Origin of the sequence: Bradyrhizobium sp. (assembly GCF_035484855.1) — a bacterium.
Taxonomy (GTDB): domain Bacteria; phylum Pseudomonadota; class Alphaproteobacteria; order Rhizobiales; family Xanthobacteraceae; genus Bradyrhizobium.
In genome coordinates, this window is the sequence record NZ_DATHOP010000025.1 from 137,431 (window position 1) to 157,678 (window position 20,248).

The 20,248-nt window shown below is 63.5% G+C and carries 17 protein-coding genes and 1 tRNA gene; 12 read left to right on the forward strand and 6 right to left on the reverse strand.

The genetic code is table 11. The features are described from left to right. Nucleotides 1-195: 195 nt before the first annotated feature. The 5 genes from VK804_RS02740 (at nt 196) to VK804_RS02760 (ending at nt 3,768) form a co-directional block, all read left to right on the forward strand. On the forward strand, nt 196-888 hold the full coding sequence (locus tag VK804_RS02740; RefSeq protein ID WP_325367558.1) for a recombinase family protein: 693 nt from the start codon (nt 196-198) through the stop codon (nt 886-888). A 369-nt stretch (nt 889-1,257) separates the two neighbouring features. Next, entirely contained in the window at nt 1,258-1,614 is a 357-nt protein-coding gene (locus VK804_RS02745; RefSeq protein WP_325367560.1) for a hypothetical protein, read from the forward strand. Further along, nucleotides 1,611-3,077, forward strand: a complete 1,467-nt coding sequence (locus tag VK804_RS02750; protein ID WP_325367562.1) for a hypothetical protein — start codon at nt 1,611-1,613, stop codon at nt 3,075-3,077. Before VK804_RS02745 ends, VK804_RS02750 begins: the two co-directional genes overlap by 4 nt. Nucleotides 3,078-3,097: 20 nt before the next feature. Continuing rightward, complete coding sequence (locus tag VK804_RS02755; RefSeq protein WP_325367564.1) at nt 3,098-3,328, forward strand: hypothetical protein; 231 nt, start codon at nt 3,098-3,100, stop codon at nt 3,326-3,328. Between the two features lie 29 nt (nt 3,329-3,357). After that, the gene (locus tag VK804_RS02760) at nt 3,358-3,768 is read left to right on the forward strand and encodes a hypothetical protein (RefSeq protein WP_325367566.1); all 411 of its coding nucleotides are present in this window, start codon (nt 3,358-3,360) and stop codon (nt 3,766-3,768) included. A 190-nt stretch (nt 3,769-3,958) separates the two neighbouring features. On the opposite strand, the gene VK804_RS02765 is transcribed toward VK804_RS02760, so the two are convergent. From VK804_RS02765 to VK804_RS02780, 4 genes are all read right to left on the reverse strand, one after another. Next, a complete protein-coding gene (locus VK804_RS02765) occupies nt 3,959-4,204 on the reverse strand; it encodes a hypothetical protein (RefSeq protein ID WP_325367568.1) in 246 nt (81 codons plus the stop codon). 135 nt (nt 4,205-4,339) lie between these two features. Continuing rightward, entirely contained in the window at nt 4,340-4,738 is a 399-nt protein-coding gene (locus VK804_RS02770) for a hypothetical protein (protein WP_325367570.1), read from the reverse strand. Between the two features lie 186 nt (nt 4,739-4,924). After that, the gene (locus VK804_RS02775) at nt 4,925-5,347 is read right to left on the reverse strand and encodes a hypothetical protein (protein ID WP_325367572.1); all 423 of its coding nucleotides are present in this window, start codon (nt 5,345-5,347) and stop codon (nt 4,925-4,927) included. A gap of 20 nt (nt 5,348-5,367) precedes the next feature. After that, nucleotides 5,368-5,637, reverse strand: coding sequence for an Arc family DNA-binding protein (locus VK804_RS02780; RefSeq protein ID WP_325367574.1), 270 nt, complete (start codon nt 5,635-5,637; stop codon nt 5,368-5,370). Between the two features lie 330 nt (nt 5,638-5,967). Between VK804_RS02780 and VK804_RS02785 the strand changes: the two genes are divergently transcribed. Both VK804_RS02785 and VK804_RS02790 read left to right on the forward strand, forming a co-directional pair. After that, nucleotides 5,968-6,330: a hypothetical protein gene (locus VK804_RS02785; protein ID WP_325367576.1), complete on the forward strand. Its 363-nt coding sequence runs from the start codon at nt 5,968-5,970 to the stop codon at nt 6,328-6,330. Beyond that, nucleotides 6,317-7,414 carry a tyrosine-type recombinase/integrase gene (locus VK804_RS02790; RefSeq protein ID WP_325367578.1) on the forward strand — a complete coding sequence of 366 codons (1,098 nt, stop codon included), beginning with the start codon at nt 6,317-6,319 and terminating at the stop codon, nt 7,412-7,414. The genes VK804_RS02785 and VK804_RS02790 overlap by 14 nt, the downstream gene beginning before the upstream one ends. Nucleotides 7,415-7,442: 28 nt before the next feature. Here the strand turns inward: VK804_RS02790 and VK804_RS02795 are convergent. Beyond that, nucleotides 7,443-7,519: transfer RNA gene (locus VK804_RS02795), tRNA-Arg, on the reverse strand. Nucleotides 7,520-7,872: 353 nt separating this feature from the next. Next, the gene (locus VK804_RS02800) at nt 7,873-8,637 is read right to left on the reverse strand and encodes a hypothetical protein (protein WP_325367580.1); all 765 of its coding nucleotides are present in this window, start codon (nt 8,635-8,637) and stop codon (nt 7,873-7,875) included. A 688-nt stretch (nt 8,638-9,325) separates the two neighbouring features. On the opposite strand from VK804_RS02800, the gene VK804_RS02805 reads away from it, so the two are divergent. The 5 genes from VK804_RS02805 to VK804_RS02825 all read left to right on the forward strand — a co-directional run bounded on the left by VK804_RS02805 (nt 9,326) and on the right by VK804_RS02825 (nt 20,181). Then, nucleotides 9,326-14,527, forward strand: coding sequence for an alpha-2-macroglobulin (locus tag VK804_RS02805; RefSeq protein WP_325367582.1), 5,202 nt, complete (start codon nt 9,326-9,328; stop codon nt 14,525-14,527). Then, on the forward strand, nt 14,524-16,719 hold the full coding sequence (pbpC, locus tag VK804_RS02810; RefSeq protein WP_414642700.1) for a penicillin-binding protein 1C: 2,196 nt from the start codon (nt 14,524-14,526) through the stop codon (nt 16,717-16,719). Before VK804_RS02805 ends, pbpC begins: the two co-directional genes overlap by 4 nt. A 50-nt stretch (nt 16,720-16,769) precedes the next feature. Continuing rightward, entirely contained in the window at nt 16,770-18,512 is a 1,743-nt protein-coding gene (locus VK804_RS02815; RefSeq protein ID WP_325367586.1) for a glycosyltransferase family 39 protein, read from the forward strand. Between the two features lies 1 nt (nt 18,513). Continuing rightward, the gene (locus VK804_RS02820) at nt 18,514-19,356 is read left to right on the forward strand and encodes a phosphatase PAP2 family protein (RefSeq protein WP_325367588.1); all 843 of its coding nucleotides are present in this window, start codon (nt 18,514-18,516) and stop codon (nt 19,354-19,356) included. 69 nt (nt 19,357-19,425) lie between these two features. After that, on the forward strand, nt 19,426-20,181 hold the full coding sequence (locus tag VK804_RS02825) for a glycosyltransferase family 2 protein (protein WP_325367590.1): 756 nt from the start codon (nt 19,426-19,428) through the stop codon (nt 20,179-20,181). The last annotated feature ends 67 nt before the right edge of the window (nt 20,182-20,248 follow it).

The window sequence follows — 20,248 nt, forward strand, 5'->3', positions numbered from 1 at the left end:
TGTGTCTCACACGGCAGCCTGTCGGATCAAACTACCGTAACCGCCCCAGGCAGACACGTCGTCCGCTTTAAAAAGGGCGGCAGATTGTATCGGCGTGGCCCTCTGTGGAGGTCAGAACGGTGCTCTTGACGCATCCGAAGCGCCTTGTAACGTAACGGTCAACGGTCGTTGATAGGTTTGAAACAGGGGCGGGCAATGGAATCTCAGGGCAAGTTTGTAGCCTACTATCGCGTGTCCACTGATCGCCAGGGCAGGAGCGGGCTCGGGATCGAGGCGCAGCGCGCGGCGGTATCCGCCTATTTGAACGGTGGCGAATGGCGGATCGTGGCGGACTATACCGAAACCGAATCGGGCAAGCTCTCTGATCGCCCCGAATTGGACAAGGCGCTGGCGGCAGCGCGGCTGCATCGTTGTCCGCTTGTCGTCAGCAAGGTTGATCGTCTGACGCGCTCAGTAGCGTTCCTGGGCCGCCTGCTTGAGGCTGGCGTTGATGTCAGATTCGCCGATTTGCCGCAGATCGAAGGCGCGACCGGCCGGTTTCTGTTGCAGCAAATGGTTGCGGTGGCAGAGCTTGAGGCTGGCATGATCAGCCAACGCACGAAGGCGGCGCTTGCCGCCGCCAAGCAGCGCGGCACGAAGCTCGGCGGCGATCGTGGCGTGAAGCCATCGAATAGGGCGCGCGCCATCGCTACGGCGGCCATCCAGAAGCGCGCGACAGATCGGGCGGCGGATATCGCGCCGACCATCGCAAACCTACAGGCGGCTGGCGCTGTGTCGTTGCGTGCTCTTGCAGCGGGATTGAACGAGGCCGGAATCACAACAGCGCGCGGTCATGGGGTGTGGAACGCGACGCAAGTGAGGCGCGCGTTAGATCGCATCACGCCATAGGAAGCCCGCACAGCGGGAAGCCCGCACAGCGTCGCAACAGATCGGGCAGATGATCTTCGCCCGAATCATCCGAACGCATCGGCGCCCGTTTCTGTGTCACGGCGGGCGTTTGCGGACGCGGTGAAGTGACGCCAGAGCGCATGTGGATCAGGAGCGGCGTGCTTTGATCATCGCCGCGCAAATATATTTTCAGTGTGCGTCAACACTCCTCAACACTCCTCAGTATCGCTCAACACTTGAGGCCATCCCACGACGCTGAGGTGAGCTTGCATCAGCGGGGTGGCGTGTCATTTCTAGACGATGCACGAAGCTCACAAGCCGTTCGCAGCCACATCGCAGCCCGCGCCGCAACGACGCGCGGCCGGATCGGTGACCAACAAATCGCGCGTGACGAACGGGCGATGGGTGCTCGCTGGCACGGACATGCGCACGCCGAGCGGCCGACGTTTTAGAGACCTGTGCGACGGCTTCGAGAAGGAAGCGGGCGGCAACCTTACTGAGACGGAAAAGGCGCTGATCAGGACGGCGGCGGCGATGGTGCTGCAGGCGGAGTTGCTGCAGGCGTCATTGGTGCGCGGCGAGCCGGTCAATGCGGACGACACGATCCGATTGAGTTCCGAGGCGCGGCGCATCCTGGCTCCGATCACGGCGAGGGCTTCCCGTCGCACGGCAGGGACGCCATCCGCCCTTGACGCCTATCTCGCCGAAAGCGAGGAGGCGCCGTGAAGCGCAGCCTGGCCCAAGCGATGCGCGATCCGAACCTGCTCGGTGGGCCGTTCCAGGCGCCGAGCTTCTGGCCGTGGCACGCGGTGGCGAAGGTTATCAGCGGCGAGGAACTGGACAGCCGCGAGGCAGAGCTTTTCCACGAATGTACGGGCAGGAAAACGTTACCGACTGGGCCCGTGAACCGGCTGATCATGTTGGCGGGCCGCAGGGCGGGCAAGGACAGATTCGAGTCTGCCGTCGCGGTGTGGCGCGCTTCACTTTGCGGAAGCTGGCGATCGGTGATGAGCGCGGGCGAACAGGCGAGCGTGATTTTGCTGGGCGCCGACAAAAAGCAGGCGCGAATCCTGCGGCGCTACTGCCAAGGCTTGCTGGCGACGCCGATGCTCGCGGCAGAGGTCACGCGGACGAGCGACGAAATGGTTGAGTTTCGCTCCGGCGCGACACTGGAAATCGTGACCAATGACGCAAGCCTTGTCCGTGGTCGATCGGCAATTGCCGTGCTCGGCTCGGAGTGCTGTTATTGGGACACCCGCGAGGGCGCGGCATCGAGCGACGAGGACGTTGTGGCAGCCGCGCTGCCCGCCATGTCGATGACGCCGGGCGGCGGGCTGCTCATGCTGGCGTCGTCGGTCGGTCGCAGAGCCGGTTATATGCACCGAAGGTGGAAAGAGTTGTTCGGCGTCGACGACGCGGAAGATGTTTGCTGGCTCGCATCATCCCGGACGATGAACCCGGCTTTGTCCGAAAAGGTGGTCGCGAAGGCGTATGCCGACGACCCGCAGCGCGCCGCGGCTGAATTTGGTTCGCAGTGGCGCGACGATCTAGCGGCGTTCATTTCTCGCGAGCTTGTCGAGGCCGCCGTCGATCGCGGCGTGCTTGTGAGGCCGCGCGTTCCCGGCGTTCGATATCACGCTTTTGCCGATGTCAGCGGAGGGGTTTCCGATTCTTACGCCATGGCGATTAGTTCAAAGATCGGCGACAAGATCGTTTTGGATTGTCTGGTCTCGCGCCGCGCGCCGTTCAACCCCCAGAGCGTCACCGCCGACATGGCGGCGGTCGCCAAGCAATACGGGATTTCTCAAGTCACTGGCGATCGGTATAGCGCACAATGGGCCGTGCAGAGCTGGGCCTCTCAGGGTATCCGCTACGTGCACAGCGATCGCGATAGGTCCGAAATCTATCTCGAAGCGTTGCCGTTGTTTTCCGCTGGGAGGGCGAGGCTCCTGGATGCGCCGCGCCTCTTATCAGAAATATGCGCCTTAGAAAGACGCCAGACGACGACGCGCGATCGGGTCGATCATCCTGCACGAGGTCACGATGATGAAGCTAATGCCGCAATGGGTTCGATGGCGCTAAGCTCGCGCGGATCGGGCGTGGTGACGTCGGGAGTGTCGATTATCGTCTGTTCGAGCGGGCCGCCAAGAATCTTCCCCGGTTCTGTTGGTGGCCAGCGGCTATTTTGAATGTTGATGGAGCGAGACGAATGAACCGTGCGCAGCGCCTGAGAGCCCTCGAACGTGAAGCAAGCTTTGCGGTGCCAGATGATATCGCCATCGCCGAGGCCAACGTGTTGCGCCGGCTTGATATCGGTGGCCGCGTTTTCAAACGCGGCGACGTTCTGTCCAGTGCGCAGCTTCTGGCCATACCAAGTGCGAACCTTCGCGCGATGGTCGTCAACCGCTACCTCGAACTGCAACGCGGCGCCGTCGAATAACCGACGGCCCATTGAAAGGAGCAACGACAATGCCACACGATGCGGAACTCGAAACGACGATCGCTCTCGCAAAGAGCGCGCCCGGGAACAAGACCAAGAGCGAGTGGTACGCGGAGTTACGCAAGCATGCCAATCGGCGGAGACAGCCAGGAGAGACCATCGAAAAGGCTTTCGCGAAATTCATCGAAGATCCCGACGGGCGACCGCTCTACGCTGCTTATAAATCGGCAAAAGGGCCGTCTTACGTGGCGCCGACAGAGGGCTCGACCGCGCCGCCTCCTGGTTCAGATTCAGGGCTCGCTAAGTTGAAGCAGATTGCCGCGGGCTTAAGGGCCAGCGACGGAACGCTGACAGCGCCGCAAGCGATGGCGAAAGCGATACTGACTCCAGAGGGCGCGACGGCCTATCTGCAGGATCGTCGCGCACGCATTGGCGCATGAGAGATTCGGACAGCCGGACCGAAGCGGCTTTGCTACGGCAGGGCCAGGGTATGAAACGGTTCGGCAGAGGCGGCGCGGCATCGGGGGGAGAGCATTTTTTCCTTTGACCCTCTCCCGGTTACGGTTGACTGGCATCCGATCGCCGCGCCGCCTTCAATGCAGACGACGGGAGCGCTTGTCATGCTGAAATTCATTGGCGCGTTTGTTGCTGAGAGAATACTGCGGGCAACGGGAAATCGAACTGCTGCCGCGTGGCTTCGATTTGTGCGAGAAGCGCTAGAAGACGATCTTTCGTCAGCGTCACGCGGAGAATTGTTGGTTTGGAGTCTCCCTGAAACACCTGAGCAATTTCCAGCCCGAACCATCCCTCTCGCGTCATTACGTGATCGACACTCAACGGCGTCTCAATCCTTATGATCCCTTCCACTTCCGTCATGATTTCGCTCCCTAGGTTGGTTGGCACCATCTAGGATAGCGAGGCGCGGGGTCCGGGTCATCCGGCCCCGCGTCATTCCCCTGCAAGGGTCCAGCGCGCCGGGACACAATTGTCTGCGATTTGGACGCGGCCCTTTTACCGCGGTTGCGCTGTCGGACCTTGTGGGGCGCCCGCGGCTAAATTAGCGCCGGTTCCTAGATTGCTCTGCGTCGACGTCATGTTAACGAGGACGTCGCGGTTATCAAAAGCAAACGTAACTGCGCTTGATTTCGTGTCGTAACCGGAGACGAGCGGTCCGATGTAGGGAATGAAATTCTGAGGCCGCGACGAGACGGCGGCGTAGGAATAGATCGCATATTTTTGCCCCGCCGAACTCATTGTCGTTGTGGTCGGCTGGCCGAGCGCGGCCACGACATCGCCATAGGTGGATTTACCTACTTGGAAACTTTGCGCCTGTTCCTGTGTCACCTGAACGCCCGATGAGGCGCAGCCTGCCAGCGCGGCGCCTAGCGCCACGATTCCCAAAATACGCATTCTGCAATCCCCCAAAACCGATTGGATTGTTTCGCAACCGGAAGGTGAAGGCAATAGCGATACTTCCGCCGCAGCGCAGGATCGACGCACGGGAAGATGCGGAAACGTGTCCGGTGGCCCGGCGGCCCGCTCACGGGCTCAGGGAAACGCGCACCAGCGGGCCCCCCTGAAGGGCCGCGCGATTCGCTACCTTTCGAGGCGCGAGATGCATAAACGATACGCATGGCGCATCTCCGCCACCGTGCGGGGATCATATTGCTCGAAATCTGCGACCTGTTCCTTTTCGTCAAGATCGCGCTCAAACGTCCTATGCCATCCAGGGTTCAATGCAACGATGACGGATTTACGTTGGTCGGGAAACTGATCTGCGGTGATGTCCACGATGAGATCGCCCCGTTGCAGCCAAGCATGAGAACAGTCTTCGCGCATCCTTAAAATATACCAGAAACCCGTATGGCCATTTTCCTGCAGGAATTTTGCGAGCAGAAGTACAGCGTCGCCGCATGCGCCATGCGGAAAATCTCTAGATTGAATTGGCAATTGTGTACGGCAGCGCTCTATCGCACGGCGAAATTGTACAGCGACTTGTCGAATGTGAATAAGCGACACGTCTTCACCCTCGCCTTTCGTCAGTCGTCCGGATTCGGATCGTCGTATCTGTGCTTAAATTCGTGTTCTAGATTCTCTAGCCGCTCCTCGAGATATTCCACCCTCTCTTGAAGCTGTTGGAATGGGCCGCCGTGTTCCATGGATTTTTCAAGGCGGTTGACTATTTCCGCGTTTACCGACCGATCATTGGCATTCGCCAGTTCATGCAGCTTGTCGCGCATTCCATCTGGCAAACGCAAAACAAATTGTTCCGACCCGCGCCCGGGCCGTTTCGGTTGTTTTTTCGCCATACGCTCAAATCCCCTCAAAAACATTGCCAATCAGTCAAAACCGACGTAATACGGTTACCAGCACGGTGCGGAACGGTGCTAGTATCATCTGGGTATCCCAGTGGCATTATGGGAGTCAAAAAATGGTTAGGAAACAGAAAGCCGCCAAAGCCGCTTCCGTCGTGTTCCGATCGGTCCGATTACCGCTTGATGTGACGAAATGGCTAGAGAAGGAAGCCCAGCGGACAGGCGCGTCCCAAAACTCTGAAATTGTCCGCAGCGTCAGAAGCCGAATGGACGCCGAGCGCCGCGAGACCCGCGCGTTGGAGCGGACATAACCGGGGCAGGCCGATGAACAGCGTGGGAAAGGTTGCCATCTTGCTCGATTACTGGACCGATCCGGGCTTCCAATACCACGTGGCAGAAAAAGCCAAGGATCGCACGGTGGTATTCGAGAGGTCCAGTTTTGTCCCGCTTGATTACGAAGCCGTCCGACGAACTTTCCCTGAGCTGACTGCTGCGCCGAACATCCGCAAGCGCAAGCGCAAGCCGTCGCTAGTCAGCGTCGCGAAGCAAGTGGCGAAGGCGGGCATTGAGGTCGCGCGCTATGAAGTCGATCCCGATACCGGCAAGATTAGCGTCATCGTCGGTCAGGCGGACGACGCTACGGCGAGCAACCCGTGGGATGAGGTTCTGAGCAATGTTAAGAACTAGAAGCGGACTTCCAAAGCATTGCGGCTGGAACGCGGATCGCCACGGCACGCGGCGCGTGCGCTTTCGCAAGGATGGCTTCACCACCTACCTGACCGGCCCGCCGTGGTCGGAAGATTTCATGCGCCAGTACGCCGCGGCGCTTGAAGGCGTCAAGGTGCTGGCGACCGCTGGCGAGATTGGCGCATCGCGCACCAAGCCGAATACCATCAACGCGCTCGTTGTCAGCTACTACAAGTCACCTGATTTCCGCGCGCTGAGGCCGTCAACGCAAGTGATGCGCCGCAACATCATCGAGAACTTCCGCGAGCCGCACGGCGATAAGTCGGTGAAGGGTTTGGGCCGCGCGCATCTGATCCAGATCATCGGATCGAAAGCCAACACGCCGCACGCTGCGAACAATCTGCTCAAGGTGCTGCGAGTGCTGCTCGGCTACGCCGTCAGCATCGATATGATCGACAGCAACCCGGCGATTGGCGTGAAGAAGTATCGCGCCAGTGGCGAAGGCTTCCATAGCTGGAACGAAGCCGAAATCGCGCAGTTCGAAGAACGCCATCCCATCGGTTCGCGGGCGCGGCTCGCGATGTCGCTATTGCTCTACACCGCGCAGCGACGCGGTGACGTGGTTCGCATGGGCTGGCAGCAAATGAAAGACAACGCGATCACGTTGCGGCAGGAAAAGACCGACACGGCGTTGACGATCCCGATGCATCCCGATCTAGCGCAAGTGCTGGCGTCGGCGTCGCGCTCGCATCTCACATTTCTGACGACCGAACGCGGCGCGCCGTTCACGTCGGCTGGCTTCGGCAATTGGTTTCGCGACCGCTGCAACGAAGCGGGCCTGCCGCAATGTTCGGCGCACGGCTTGCGCAAGGCGGCAGCAACGCGACTGGCGAACGCCGGATGCAGTAGCGATCAGATACGCGCCATCACCGGACATCGCTCGCTTGCCGAAGTTGCGCACTACACGCGCGCCTCCGATCAGCAGCGGCTCGCACGGCAGGCGATGAGCATGCAGATCGGGGCGGAACGCGAACAGGAATTGTCCAGCCCTTCGAGCCGGCTGGACAAAACGGGAAGCAAGTAATGGAAATCCCACGGCAATTTTTTGCCGATGGCGATCCCAGCAGGATTCGAACCTGCAACCCACGGAGTAGAAATCCGTTACTCTATCCAGTTGAGCTATGGGACCGTTGGCGGCGTTATACCATTGCCAGTATGAAAAATCCGCTTTGCCGCCAAGCCCGTTCCGAGCCGTTTTCCGGAAATCTTGCGATAGCCTCGGGCGGTGAGCCGCCCGCCGGGCGAGGCCAGAGCGGGATGAGATCAGGTTAGGGCCTTTTTCTTCTCCTGCTCCGGACGCAGCGCAGCGAGAGGCTGGGAGCCGGGGTGCACTCTACTTTGCATGGGCTCGTTTTCGCGATTTTTTGTGCAGGCCCTGCCGTGCCCGGCTGAGGGACCCTATGCCGGGTCCGGGCCACGCGATCGTTCGTGCCTCGCGCTTGCGGAACGGGTCGATCCAACGCCAACACATCATGCGCTACGCTAGCGGCCCGCGCCGCCCTTGCGTTGGCCGGACGACTGCGGAACCGCGAAAATTCCGAACTCCTCGGTCAGCACCGTCGCCAGCAAGGACTGGTATTCGCCGTGGCAGCGACGATCTTCCGTGATGATGCCGAGCTCCGGCACTTCCGCCTTGCCAAGTTTGCGCAGCACGATCGGGGAGGCGACGGGAATGTAGACCGAGCCTTTGGGATTGCTCAGCGTCAGGATGATCCCGCGCATCAAGTCGTCGGAATCCGGCAGCGACAGCAGGATGGTCCGCACGTTGCCGGCGCTCGAACTGACCAGATTCATGTAGGCGGTGCCGAACGGAATATGGACCGTGCCCTGCTGCCGGTATTTTTCGTCGAAGCGCGACTTCTCCTCGAATACGAGGCATTTCCGCTCCTCGCTCCAGGAAATCGTGACCAGATAGGCGTTGAAGTTGGCCGCGTTGGCGAACATCGGACGAACGCAGAGATAGTCGCCCTGCAGATATTCGACGGCGTCGAAGACGTATCCGCCGACCGATCTGTCCGCGGTTTCCTTGCCGGACGGCTTTCGAAAACTCGCCTTGAGAATGCCCTCGACCTTGTCGAGGGTCCGTTCCGTGAAGTCACCCTGAAACAGTTTTTCGATCGACGACTTGGACAGATGCTCCCGGATGAGATCCTTGCGCGCCAGCCCGTTGGCGTCGAGATGGCGCTGGATGGCGGTGGCGATTGCCTTCTTGTCCGGCTTGGAGCCGTGCGCCGTCTCCTGCTTCATGTCCTGCAATCCCAAAATTCATCAAAATCTAGCACGAACTTTCAGAATTTGGCTACGCCGCCGGCGCCGCGGGACGGTTTTTGCGAATTCACCGCGCATTCATCCGAACAATGCGGCGAAGCGCCATTCTCTGAGGTGGCCGCAATCAACATGGTTAATTTACGATTGCGGCGTGGACGGCGAGATGTCGTACGCGCATCGAGACAAACCTCGGACGCCAAGCATGGGTCTGCACCGCTCGGAGCCGTCGCTTGCGAACAAGCAGAAGCATCCAGTCACGGTTCGTAGCGCGAGGGGGTGCGCAGGTTCGGCCCCTGATCTCGGTTCACGAATGCATTTTCAGGAAGTTGCTCCCAATGACCAACCGAAACCGACAAGCGAGCCTGACGAATGCCGATCCCCGCAAGCTTCGGACCTGCGACGCAGGGGACGATATCCGCTTCCCGGCCAAGTCGGTCCCGAACCGTTTTCCGGCCTCCCGCGACAAAGCCGTAAGTGGTGGACCGTTCGGTTTGCCCTCGACATCATGCTGCGCCGCCGTTGACCGGCGGCGGCCACGGGATTTTGGCTTTCGACAAATGTTGCATGCGACTTTTTCGCTCGCTGGTTCCGCCGCCATCAGTCCGTCACCTTTTAGCGCACTTCTGCATCATATGCGGCGTTCGTCCGCAGCCCTGGGAGCTCCATCATGATCGGTTTGGTTCGCGCCGCGATACTTTGCGCCACGCTGGCGCTTGGCCTCTGCTCGGCGCTAGCGGCGGACAAGGCCTTCAAACGCGACGATCTCGCCGATTCCGCGATCAAGCTGGAAGCCCAGATCAAGAGCGAGGCGGGCCCCGTCGCAAAATCCACCGCAACGCTGAAGACGGACGCCGATGCCGCCTTCAGGCGCAGCGATTTCCGCACCGGCCTGCAGATTCTCGGCCAGATCGCCGCCGTCGCACCGGAGGACAGCGGCAACTGGCTCAGGCTTGCCCGGGTGATTTTCCAGATTTCGCCGGCGAATTCCAGCGAGCACACCTTCCTTCTGGAGCGCGCCTCGACCGCGGCCTATATCGCCTATCAGCGCGCCGGCAACTCAGGCGAGGAAGCCGACGCGCTCGCCGTGCTCGGCCGCGCCCTGAGCGAGCGCCATTTGTTCCGGCCGGCGCTGGACGCGTTGCGGCTCTCGCTCGATCTGCGCGAGGTCGCCGACGTCCGCGGCCAATACGAAAAGCTGCGCGATGAGCACGGCTTTCGGCTGCTGGATTATACCGTCGATTCCGATTCGGCTTCGCCGCGCGCCTGCTTCCAGTTCTCGGAGGACTTGGCCAAACGCACCGATTTCGCGCCGTATTTGGCGCTTGCCGGCAACGACAAGCCGGCGCTGACCTCGGAGGGCAAGCAGCTCTGCGTCGATGGTTTGAAGCACGGCGAACGCTACAACATCAATCTGCGCGCCGGGCTGCCCTCCACCGTCCGCGAAGGCCTGCCGAAATCGGCCGAATTCAACATCTATGTGCGTGACCGCAAACCCTTGGTGCGTTTCACCGGGCGCGCCTATGTGCTGCCGCGCACCGGCCAGCGCGGCATTCCCCTGGTCAGCGTCAATACGCCGGCGGTCAAGGTGGACGTATTCCGGATCGGCGACCGCAACCTGATCAACACCGTGATCGACAGCGATTTCCAGCACGCGTTGAGCCGCTACGAGTTGTCCAGCCTCGGCGATGAGCGCGGCGTCAAGGTCTGGTCGGGCGAGGTTTCCACCGCGACCACGCTGAACGAGGACGTCACCACGGCATTTCCGGTCGACCAGGCGCTCGGCGAGTTACAGCCCGGCGTCTACGTCATGACCGCGGCGCCGAAAACTCCGGGCAGCGACGACGACTCGTCGCTCGCAACGCAGTGGTTCATCGTTTCCGATCTGGGCATCACCGCATTCTCCGGCAATGACGGCATCCACGTCTTCGTCAATTCGCTGGCGACCACGGATGCGGTCGGCAAGGCCGAGGTGCGGCTGGTGGCGCGCAACAACGAGATTTTGGCGACCCGCAAGACCGACGATTCCGGTCATGTGCTGTTCGAGGCGGGGCTGGCGCGCGGCGAGGGCGGCCTGTCGCCGGCGATGCTGACGGTGTCGGGCGAGAAGACTGACTACGCCTTCCTGAGCCTGAAGAGCAACGCGTTCGATCTATCCGATCGGGGTGCGGCGGGGCGGGAAGTGCCCGCCGGCGCCGACGCTTTCGTCTATGCCGAGCGTGGCGTCTACCGCTCCAACGAAACCGTCTATCTCACGGCCCTGTTGCGTGACGGCCAGGGCAATGCGGTGACCGGCGGACCGCTGACATTGGTGATCGAACGCCCCGACGGCGTCGAATTCCGCCGGGCCATGCTGGCCGACCAGGGCGCAGGCGGCCGCAGCCTCGCCATGCCGCTGAATTCCGCGGTGCCGACCGGGACCTGGCGGGTGAAGGCCTTCACCGATCCCAAGGGTTCTCCGGTCGGCGAAACCACCTTCATGGTCGAGGACTATATCCCCGAGCGGATCGAATTCGACTTGTCGGCCAAGGACAAGCAGATCAAAGCTGACATAGCAGTGGAACTGAAGGTCGACGGCCATTTCCTCTATGGCGCGCCGGCCTCGAGCCTGCAGCTCGAAGGCGACATGCTGGTCACGCCGGCCGCCGAGCGACCGGGCTTTGCCGGCTACCAGTTCGGCGTCAAGGACGAGGAGACCACCAGCAACGAGCGTACCCCGATCGAGGGCCTGCCCGAGACCGACGCCAATGGCGTTGCCACCTTCCCGGTCAGCCTTTCAAAGCCGCCGACCTCGACGCGTCCGCAGGAAGCCCAGTTCTTCATCCGCATGGCGGAGGCCGGCGGCCGCGCGGTCGAGCGCAAACTGGTGCTGCCGGTGGCGCCATCAGCGGCGCAGATCGGCGTCAAGCCGCTATTCGCCGACAAGAACGTCGCCGAAGGCGACAAGGCCGGTTTCGACGTCGTGTTCGTCTCGCCCGACGGCAAGACGCTGCCGCGCGACGGGTTGCGCTATGAGCTGCTCAAGATCGAATCCCGCTATCAATGGTATCGCCAGAACTCGTCGTGGGATTTCGAGCCGGTCAAATCGACCACGCGCGTCGCCGACGGCGATCTGAGCATCGCCGCCGACAAGCCGTCGCGGATCACGCTGTCGCCGCAACCCGGTCGCTACCGGCTCGACGTCAAATCGACCGATGCCGACGGTCCCCTGACCTCGGTGCAGTTCGATGTCGGCTGGTATTCCGACGGCAGCGCCGATACGCCCGATCTGCTGGAGACTTCCATCGACAAGCCGGAATATCAATCCGGCGACACCATGACGGTCTCGGTCAATGCCCGCACCGCCGGAAAACTCACCATCAACGTGCTCGGCGACCGGCTGCTGACGACCCAGACATCGGACGTCAAGCAAGGCACCACCCAGGTCAAGATTCCCGTCGGCAAGGATTGGGGCACCGGCGCCTATGTAGTGGCGACGCTCCGCCGCCCGCTCGATGTCGCGGCCTCGCGGATGCCCGGCCGTGCCATCGGCCTGAAATGGTTCGGCATCGACAAGCAGGCCCGCACGCTCCAGGTCAACCTGTCGCCGCCCGCTCTGGTGCGCCCGAACTCCACGCTGAAACTGCCCGTGAAACTCGGCGGACTGAACCCGGGCGAGGACGCCAAGATCGTGGTTGCCGCGGTCGATGTCGGCATTCTCAACCTGACCAATTACAAGCCGCCGGCACCGGATGACTACTATCTCGGCCAGCGCGAGATGAGCGCGGAAATCCGTGACCTCTATGGGCAATTGATCGACGGCATGCAGGGCACCCGCGGCCAGCTCAAGACCGGCGGCGACGCCGGAGCGCAGTTGCAGGGCAGCCCGCCGACGCAAAAGCCGCTCGCGCTGTATTCCGGGATCGTCACGGTTGCCGCCGACGGCACCGCCGAGATCAATTTCGACATTCCGGAGTTTTCGGGCACCGCGCGCGTCATGGCAGTAGCCTGGACCGCGACCAAGCTCGGCCGCGCCACATCGGATGTCACGGTGCGCGATCCCGTGGTGCTGACGGCGACTCTGCCGCGCTTTTTGCTGAACGGCGATCACGGCACCATGAGTTTTGACCTCGACAACGTCGAAGGCGCGCCCGGCGACTACACCATCGACGTCAAGACCACGGGGCCGGTGAAGGTATCGGGCAATCCGGCTACAACAGTCAAACTGGCCGCGAAACAGCGCAGCTCGATGTCGCTTTCGCTCGATGCCGCCTATGCCGGAACCGCTGATATCGACGTCGATATTTCGGGGCCGAACGAACTGACGCTGGCGCGGCATTATGCGCTCGACGTCAAGCCGGCCACCCAAATCCTCGCCCGCCGCTCGATCCGTACCCTCGCCAAAGGCGAGAGCCTGACACTCACCTCCGACATGTTCTCCGACCTGGTGCAGGGCACCGGCGGCGTCTCGCTGTCGGTCAGCCAGTCCACCGCGCTCGATGCCGCGACCATCCTGAAGGCGCTGGACCGCTATCCCCATGGCTGTTCGGAACAGATCACCAGCCGCGCGATGCCGCTGCTTTACGTCAACGATCTGGCAGCTGGCGCGCATCTGGCGATGGACACCGAAATCGACCAGCGCATCAAGGACGCCATCGAGCGGCTGTTGGCGCGGGAGGGCTCCAACGGCTCGTTCGGCCTGTGGTCGGCCGGCGGCGACGATGCCTGGCTTGATGCTTACGTGACGGACTTCCTGACCCGTGCCCGAGAAAAGGGCTTTGCGGTGCCGGACGTGCTGTTCAAGAGCGCGCTCGATCGCATTCGCAACTCCGTGGTCAACGCCAACGAACCCGAGAAGGACGGTGGCCGCGACCTCGCTTACGGGCTCTACGTGCTCGCGCGCAATGGCGCCGCTCCGATCGGCGACCTGCGCTATCTCGCCGACACCAAGCTCAACAACCTCGCCACTTCAATCGCAAAATCGCAACTGGCGGCGGCGCTGGCGCTGGTCGGCGACAAGAACAGGGCCGAGCGGGTCTATGCCGCCGCGCTGGAAAGCCTCGCGCCAAAGCCGGTGCTGGAATATGGCCGGGTCGACTACGGCAGCGCGTTGCGCGATGCCGCAGCCCTGGTCTCGCTCGCCAGCGAAGGCAGCGCGCCCAGGGCCACGCTGACGCAGGCGGTTGCCCGCGTCGAAGTGGCGCGCGGACTAACGCCGTACACCTCGACCCAGGAAAATGCCTGGCTGGTGCTGGCCTCGCGGGCGCTGTCGAAGGAGGCCATGAGCCTCGATCTCAACGGGGTGGGGGTCAAGACCGCGCTCTATCGCAGCTACAAGGCCGCCGAGATGGCCGGCCAGCCGATCAAGATCACCAACACCGGCGATGGGCCGGTGCAGGCGGTGGTCTCCGTCAGCGGTTCGCCGATCACGCCGGAGCCCGCGGCGTCCAACGGCTTTGTCATCGAGCGGAATTATTTCACGCTCGACGGCAAGCCCGCCGACGTCACCAAGGCGAAGCAGAACGACCGTTTCGCGGTGGTGCTGAAAGTCACCGAGGCCAAGCCGGAGTTCGGACACATCATGGTGTCGGACTATCTCCCGGCGGGCTTCGAGATCGACAATCCGCATTTGGTCTCCTCGGGCGATACCGGCACGCTGGACTGGATCGAGGACGGCGCGAAGCCGGAAAATACCGAGTTCCGTGACGACCGCTTCACCGCCGCTATCGATCGCGCCGCCAACGACAAGGCGGTGTTCACGGCGGCCTATGTGGTGCGCGCGGTTTCTCCAGGCAAATACGTGCTGCCGCAGGCCTATGTCGAGGACATGTACAATCCCTCGCGCTACGGCCGCAGCAGCACCGGATCGGTCGAGGTGCGTCCGGCGAAATGAGCGAAGTCGGCCCTCATACCTCCTCGTCATGGCCGGGCTTGTCCCGGCCATCCACGACTTTTGTCGCCGCAGCAAAGCAAGACGTGGATGGCCGGGACAAGCCCTGCCATGACGGCGTTGGTAGACGGCGCGTCATTCGGTTCGCGGCAATTGCATTCGCATTCATCTTCATTGCCACCGCCGTCTTCGCGGCATGGGTCGTCTCGCTCGGGCCATTGCCGTTGGCGCAGGTGCGGCAAGTCTCCACCACGATCGTCGACCGCAATGGCAAGCTGCTGCGCGCTTATGCCATGGCCGACGGCCGCTGGCGGTTGCCGGTCGATGCGAAGAGCGAGGTCGATCCCGGCTACCTGAAACTGCTGCTCGCCTATGAAGACCGGCGCTTCCGCTCCCATGCCGGTGTCGATCCGCTGGCGTTGGGCCGCGCCGCGCTGCAGCTCGTCAGCCGCGGCCACATCGTATCCGGCGGGTCCACCATCACCATGCAATTGGCGCGTTTGCTGGAGCCGCGGCGGGAGCGCTCGGTCTACGCCAAATTGCGCCAGATGGTCCGCGCGATCGAGATCGAGCGGCAACTGTCAAAGGACCAGATTCTCGATCTGTATCTGACGCTGGCGCCCTATGGCGGCAATCTGGAGGGCATTCGCGCCGCCTCCATCGCCTATTTCGGCAAGGAGCCGAAGCGGCTGTCGACCGCCGAAGCGGCGCTGCTGGTGGCCTTGCCGCAATCGCCCGAGACCCGCCGGCTCGATCGCTTTCCCGAAGCCGCGCGCGACGCCCGCGACCGCGTGCTCGACCGCATGGTCGACGAGCGCATCGTGACGGAGGAGGACGCCGTCCAGGCCAAGGCTGTGCCGGTGCCGCGGCTGCGCAAGCCGATGCCGATCCTGGCGCCGCATTCGGCCGACCAGGCGATCACGACGGTGAAAGATGCGCCGATCATCAAGCTGACGCTGGATGCGAGCCTGCAGAAGGTGCTCGAAGCGCTGGCGCACGACCGCGCCATCGCACTGGGTCCGAATGTTTCGATCGGTATCCTCGCCGTCGACAACGCCAGCGGCGATGTGCTGGCGCGGGTCGGCTCATCGGATTATTTCGACGACCGGCGGGCGGGGCAGGTCGACATGACCCGCGCGGTGCGGTCGCCGGGATCGACGTTGAAACCGTTCATCTACGGTCTCGCCTTCGAGGACGGCTTTGTGCATCCGGAAAGCCTGATCGAGGACCGGCCGATCCGCTTCGGCTCTTACGCGCCGGAAAATTTCGACATGACCTATCAGGGGACCGTTCCGGTGCGGAAAGCCCTGCAATTTTCCCTGAACGTGCCGGCGATCGAACTGCTCGACCGCGTCGGATCGAGCCGGCTTGCATCGCGGCTGAAGCAGGCGGGCGCCAATCTCGTGCTGCCGAAGGATGAAGTGCCGGGCCTGGCCATGGGCCTTGGCGGCGTCGGCATCACGCTGCAGGACCTGGTGCAGCTTTATTCCGGACTGGCGAGGCTCGGCAATACGAGGCCGCTGCGCGAACTCGCCGCGAGCGAGCCCGGCGATACCTTGCGGCTGATGGACCAGGTCGCGGCCTGGCAGGTCGGCAACGTCCTGATCGGCTCGCCGCCGCCGGAGAACGCGCCGCGCAACCGGATCGCGTTCAAGACCGGCACCAGCTACGGCTACCGCGATGCGTGGTCGGTCGGCTTTGACGGCCGCCTCACGATCGGCGTCTGGGTCGGACGGCCCGATGGCGCCCCGGTGCCCGGCCTGATCGGCCGTACCGCCGCGGCTCCGATCTTGTTCGACGCGTTCGCCCGGACCGGAAAGCTGCCGGTTCCGCTGCCGAAGCCGCCCAAGGGGACGCTTTTGGCCAGCAATGCCAAGCTTCCGCTGCCGCTGCGTCGCTTTCGCCCAGTGGGTGAACTGGTCCGGTCGGGCGGTGAGCAGGCCCCGCATATCCAGTTCCCCCTGAACGGTTCCCGGATCGATGTTGCCGGCTCCGGCGACGCGCAGGCGAACGCGATGCCGGTCAAGGTCGCCGGCGGCGTTTTACCGATGACGATGCTGGTCAATGGCGTCGCCGTGGGCGAGATCGACGGCCGGCGGCAGCGCCTGGTCGATTCGCCTGGTCCCGGGTTCACCCGGCTGACCGTCATCGACGCCACGGGTGCGGCGGACACAGTTGTCGTAAGAATTCAATAGAGATGCCCTAAGCGGTTGTCGGAATGGCGGTTTCGGCGTATGCGGAACCAATGGCCGAGACCTATGCCCGTCCCCGATTTGGAGAACCGCGCGAGCCGAAGAACCGGGTGAATCCGGGAAGCAGGTTTGCAGGCGTGATCGATTTTGCCGCCGGCAGCCATGCCCGCGCCGCCATATTCCTGATCCTGTGCGGGCTATTGCTGTTCCTGCCGGGTTTTTTCACCATCCCGCCTATCGACCGCGACGAGGCGCGGTTCGCGCAGGCGACCAAGCAGATGGTCGAAACCGGCGATTTCGTCGATATCCGTTTCCAGGATGACGTGCGCTACAAGAAGCCCGTCGGCATCTACTGGATGCAATCGGCCGCGGTCGAAGCCGCATCCGCGATGGGGCTGCCGAAGGCGCAGCTGCGCATCTGGCTTTACCGGGTCCCCTCGCTGATCGGGGCCGTTGGCGCGGTACTCCTGACCTACTGGACGGCGCTGGCGTTCGTGACCCGGCACGGCGCCATCTTCGCCGGTCTCATGATGGCCAGTTCGGTTCTGCTCGGCGCCGAGGCACGGCTCGCCAAGACCGACGCCATGCTGCTCTTGACCGTGGTCGCGGCGATGGGCGCGCTGGCGCGCGCCTACCTGTCCTGGCAGCGCGGCGAGGATCCGGCGAATCCGCCCTGGACCTGGCCCGCGATCTTCTGGACGGCGCTGGCCGGCGGCATCCTGCTCAAGGGGCCGTTGATCCTGATGTTCGTAGTGCTGGCGATCGGCACGCTCGCGATCCTCGACCGCTCCGCCACATGGCTCTGGCGGCTGCGTCCGGTATGGGGCCTGATGTGGATGCTGGTCCTGGTGCTGCCCTGGTTCGTCGCGATCTTCTGGCGCGCGGGGGACGCGTTTTTCACGGATTCGATCGGCGGCGACATGCTGAGCAAGCTCGCCGCCCAGGAATCTCATGGTGCGCCGCCCGGCCTCTATCTGCTGCTGTTCTGGGTCACGTTCTGGCCCGGTGCGCCGCTCGCCGCCATGGCGGCGCCGGCGGTGTGGCGGGCGCGGCGCGAGCCCGGCGCGCAGTTTCTGCTGGCGTGGCTGGTGCCATCCTGGATCCTGTTCGAACTGGTGCTGACCAAGCTGCCCCACTACGTGTTGCCGCTCTATCCGGCGATCGCCATCCTCACCGTCGGCGCGCTGGAGCGGCGCGTGCTGTCGCGGTCGTGGCTGCGGCGCGGCGCCGCCTGGTGGTTTGCGATTCCGGCTGTGACCTCGGTGATCGCCGTGGTCGGCGCGATCACCCTGACGCGCCAGCCGGTCTTTCTGGCCTGGCCGTTCGTGGCGGTGGCGCTGATCCTCGGCCTGTTTGCCTGGTGGCTCTACGACGACAACCGCGCCGAGCGCTCGCTGTTGAACGCGGTTGCCGCGGCGATGTTCATGGCGGTCGCCGTCTACGGCGTCGTGGTGCCGGCGCTGACACCACTCTTCCCAAGCGCGGAGATTGCGCACGCGCTACGCAACGTGGTCTGCGTCGGACCGAAGGCTGCGGCCGCCGGCTTCCACGAGCCGAGCCTGGTGTTCATGACCGATACCTCGACGGTGCTGACGGACGGTTCGGGTGCCGCCGATTTCCTGGGGCAGGGCAGTTGCCGCTTCGCGCTGGTGGAGAGCCGCTCGGAACGCGGCTTTGTTCAGCGCGCCGAGGCGATCGGGCTGCGCTACAATGTTGCCGCCCGGGTCGACGGCTACAACATCTCGCAAGGCAAGGCGATCTCGATCGCGATCTTCCGCTCCGAAGGCACGGAGTAGGATGTCCGCCCAGGCCGGCATCGGCTACCCCACCAATTATCTCGCGGGCTTGTTCACGCTGGCGCGGCGCTCGGTCACCCAACTGGCGCGCCCGCCGTCGCATCCCCGGCGGGCCGTCGCGGCACGACGGCTCGCGCGACAGATGCTGCTGATCGCCGCCGTCGGGGGCGCTGCCGTCATCGCGCTGATGGCTGGCTTCGACGCAACCGAGATCGCGCTGATGCCGCCGCGCGGCGCGGCCAGTCTGTGGCCGGTGCGCATCCTGACCGACTTCGGCAAGGACGCCAACGTGCTGTGTCCGCTGGCGGCGATGTTGCTGATCGTTGCGCTGGTGTCTCCGCGGCTTGAGGGAGCGTCGCGCCTTCGGCTGTTGAGTTTCGGCACGCGACTGCAGTTCCTGTTTTTCGCGGTGCTGCTGCCGCTCTTGGCCGGCGAACTGATCAAATGGGTGGTCGGGCGCGGCCGGCCGTTCGTGGGCGGCAAGGCCAATCCGTTCAACTTCAGGCCGTTCGCCGGCACCGAGGCCTATTTCAGCTTTCCATCCGCACATGCCATCACGGCGTTTGCGCTGGCGTTCGCGGTTGCCGCGCTGTGGCCGCGGGCGCGGGTGGCAATGGTCGTCTATGCGCTCCTGATCGCGACGAGCCGTCTGGTGCTGTTGGCGCACCATCCGAGCGACGTCGTCGCGGGGGCGTTGATCGGGGTGATCGGCGCCATGCTGGTGCGCTACTGGTTCGCCGCGCGCTGCCTGTTGTTTGCGATCCGGCGGGATGGCGAAATTGTGCCGTTTCGAAGCGCTTCCCGCCATCTCAAAAGGGTTGCCCATGGCCCGTCAGCCCCATAAGAAGCGGACGCCGCAACCGCCGGCCCGAAGGTGCGGGCGGCCGGCCAACTCCAACGATTGAGTGTCGATTTGCCTTCCCCTGACACAGCCGCGGTGGTCGTTTCCGTCGTCGTTCCCGTGCGCAACGAGGCCGAAAACATCTTGCCGCTGATCGCGGAAATCGCAGCCGCGCTCGACGGCCGGTGGAACTACGAAATCATCTATGTCAATGACGGTTCGACCGACGCCACCGCCGACCGGCTGGCGGTGGAGATGAAGGCACGCGGCAATCTGCGCCAGATCCGTCACGCGGCGTCCGCCGGTCAATCGGCGGCGGTGCGCAGCGGCGTGCGCGCCGCGCGTGGCGCCATCGTGGCCACGCTGGACGGCGACGGCCAAAACGATCCGGCGTTTCTGCCGCAGTTGATCGCGGCGATCGAACATGGCGGCGAGCGCACCGGCCTTGCGGCGGGTCAGCGGGTAGGGCGCAAGGATACCGGCTTCAAGAAGCTGCAGTCGCGCATCGCCAACGGCGTGCGCGGCGCGATCCTGCGCGACGGCACGCGCGACACCGGCTGCGGCCTCAAGGCGTTCCGCCGCGACGTCTTCCTCGCGCTGCCCTATTTCGACGGGTTGCACCGTTTTCTGCCGGCGCTGGTGCGGCGCGATGGCTTCGACGTGGTCTATGTCGACGTCATCGACCGCGACCGGCGGCACGGCGTCTCGAATTACGGCATGTGGGACCGGCTGTGGGTCGGCATCCTCGATCTTGCCGGCGTGTGGTGGCTGGTGCGGCGCAAGAAGCGCGTGCCGCAGGTTATGGAGGTTGAGCGCGATGGTGGCTGAGCTGACGCACGAACACGGGGACTATCTCTACAGCGTCTTCTTCCTCAACCTGAGCTGGCTGGTGCTG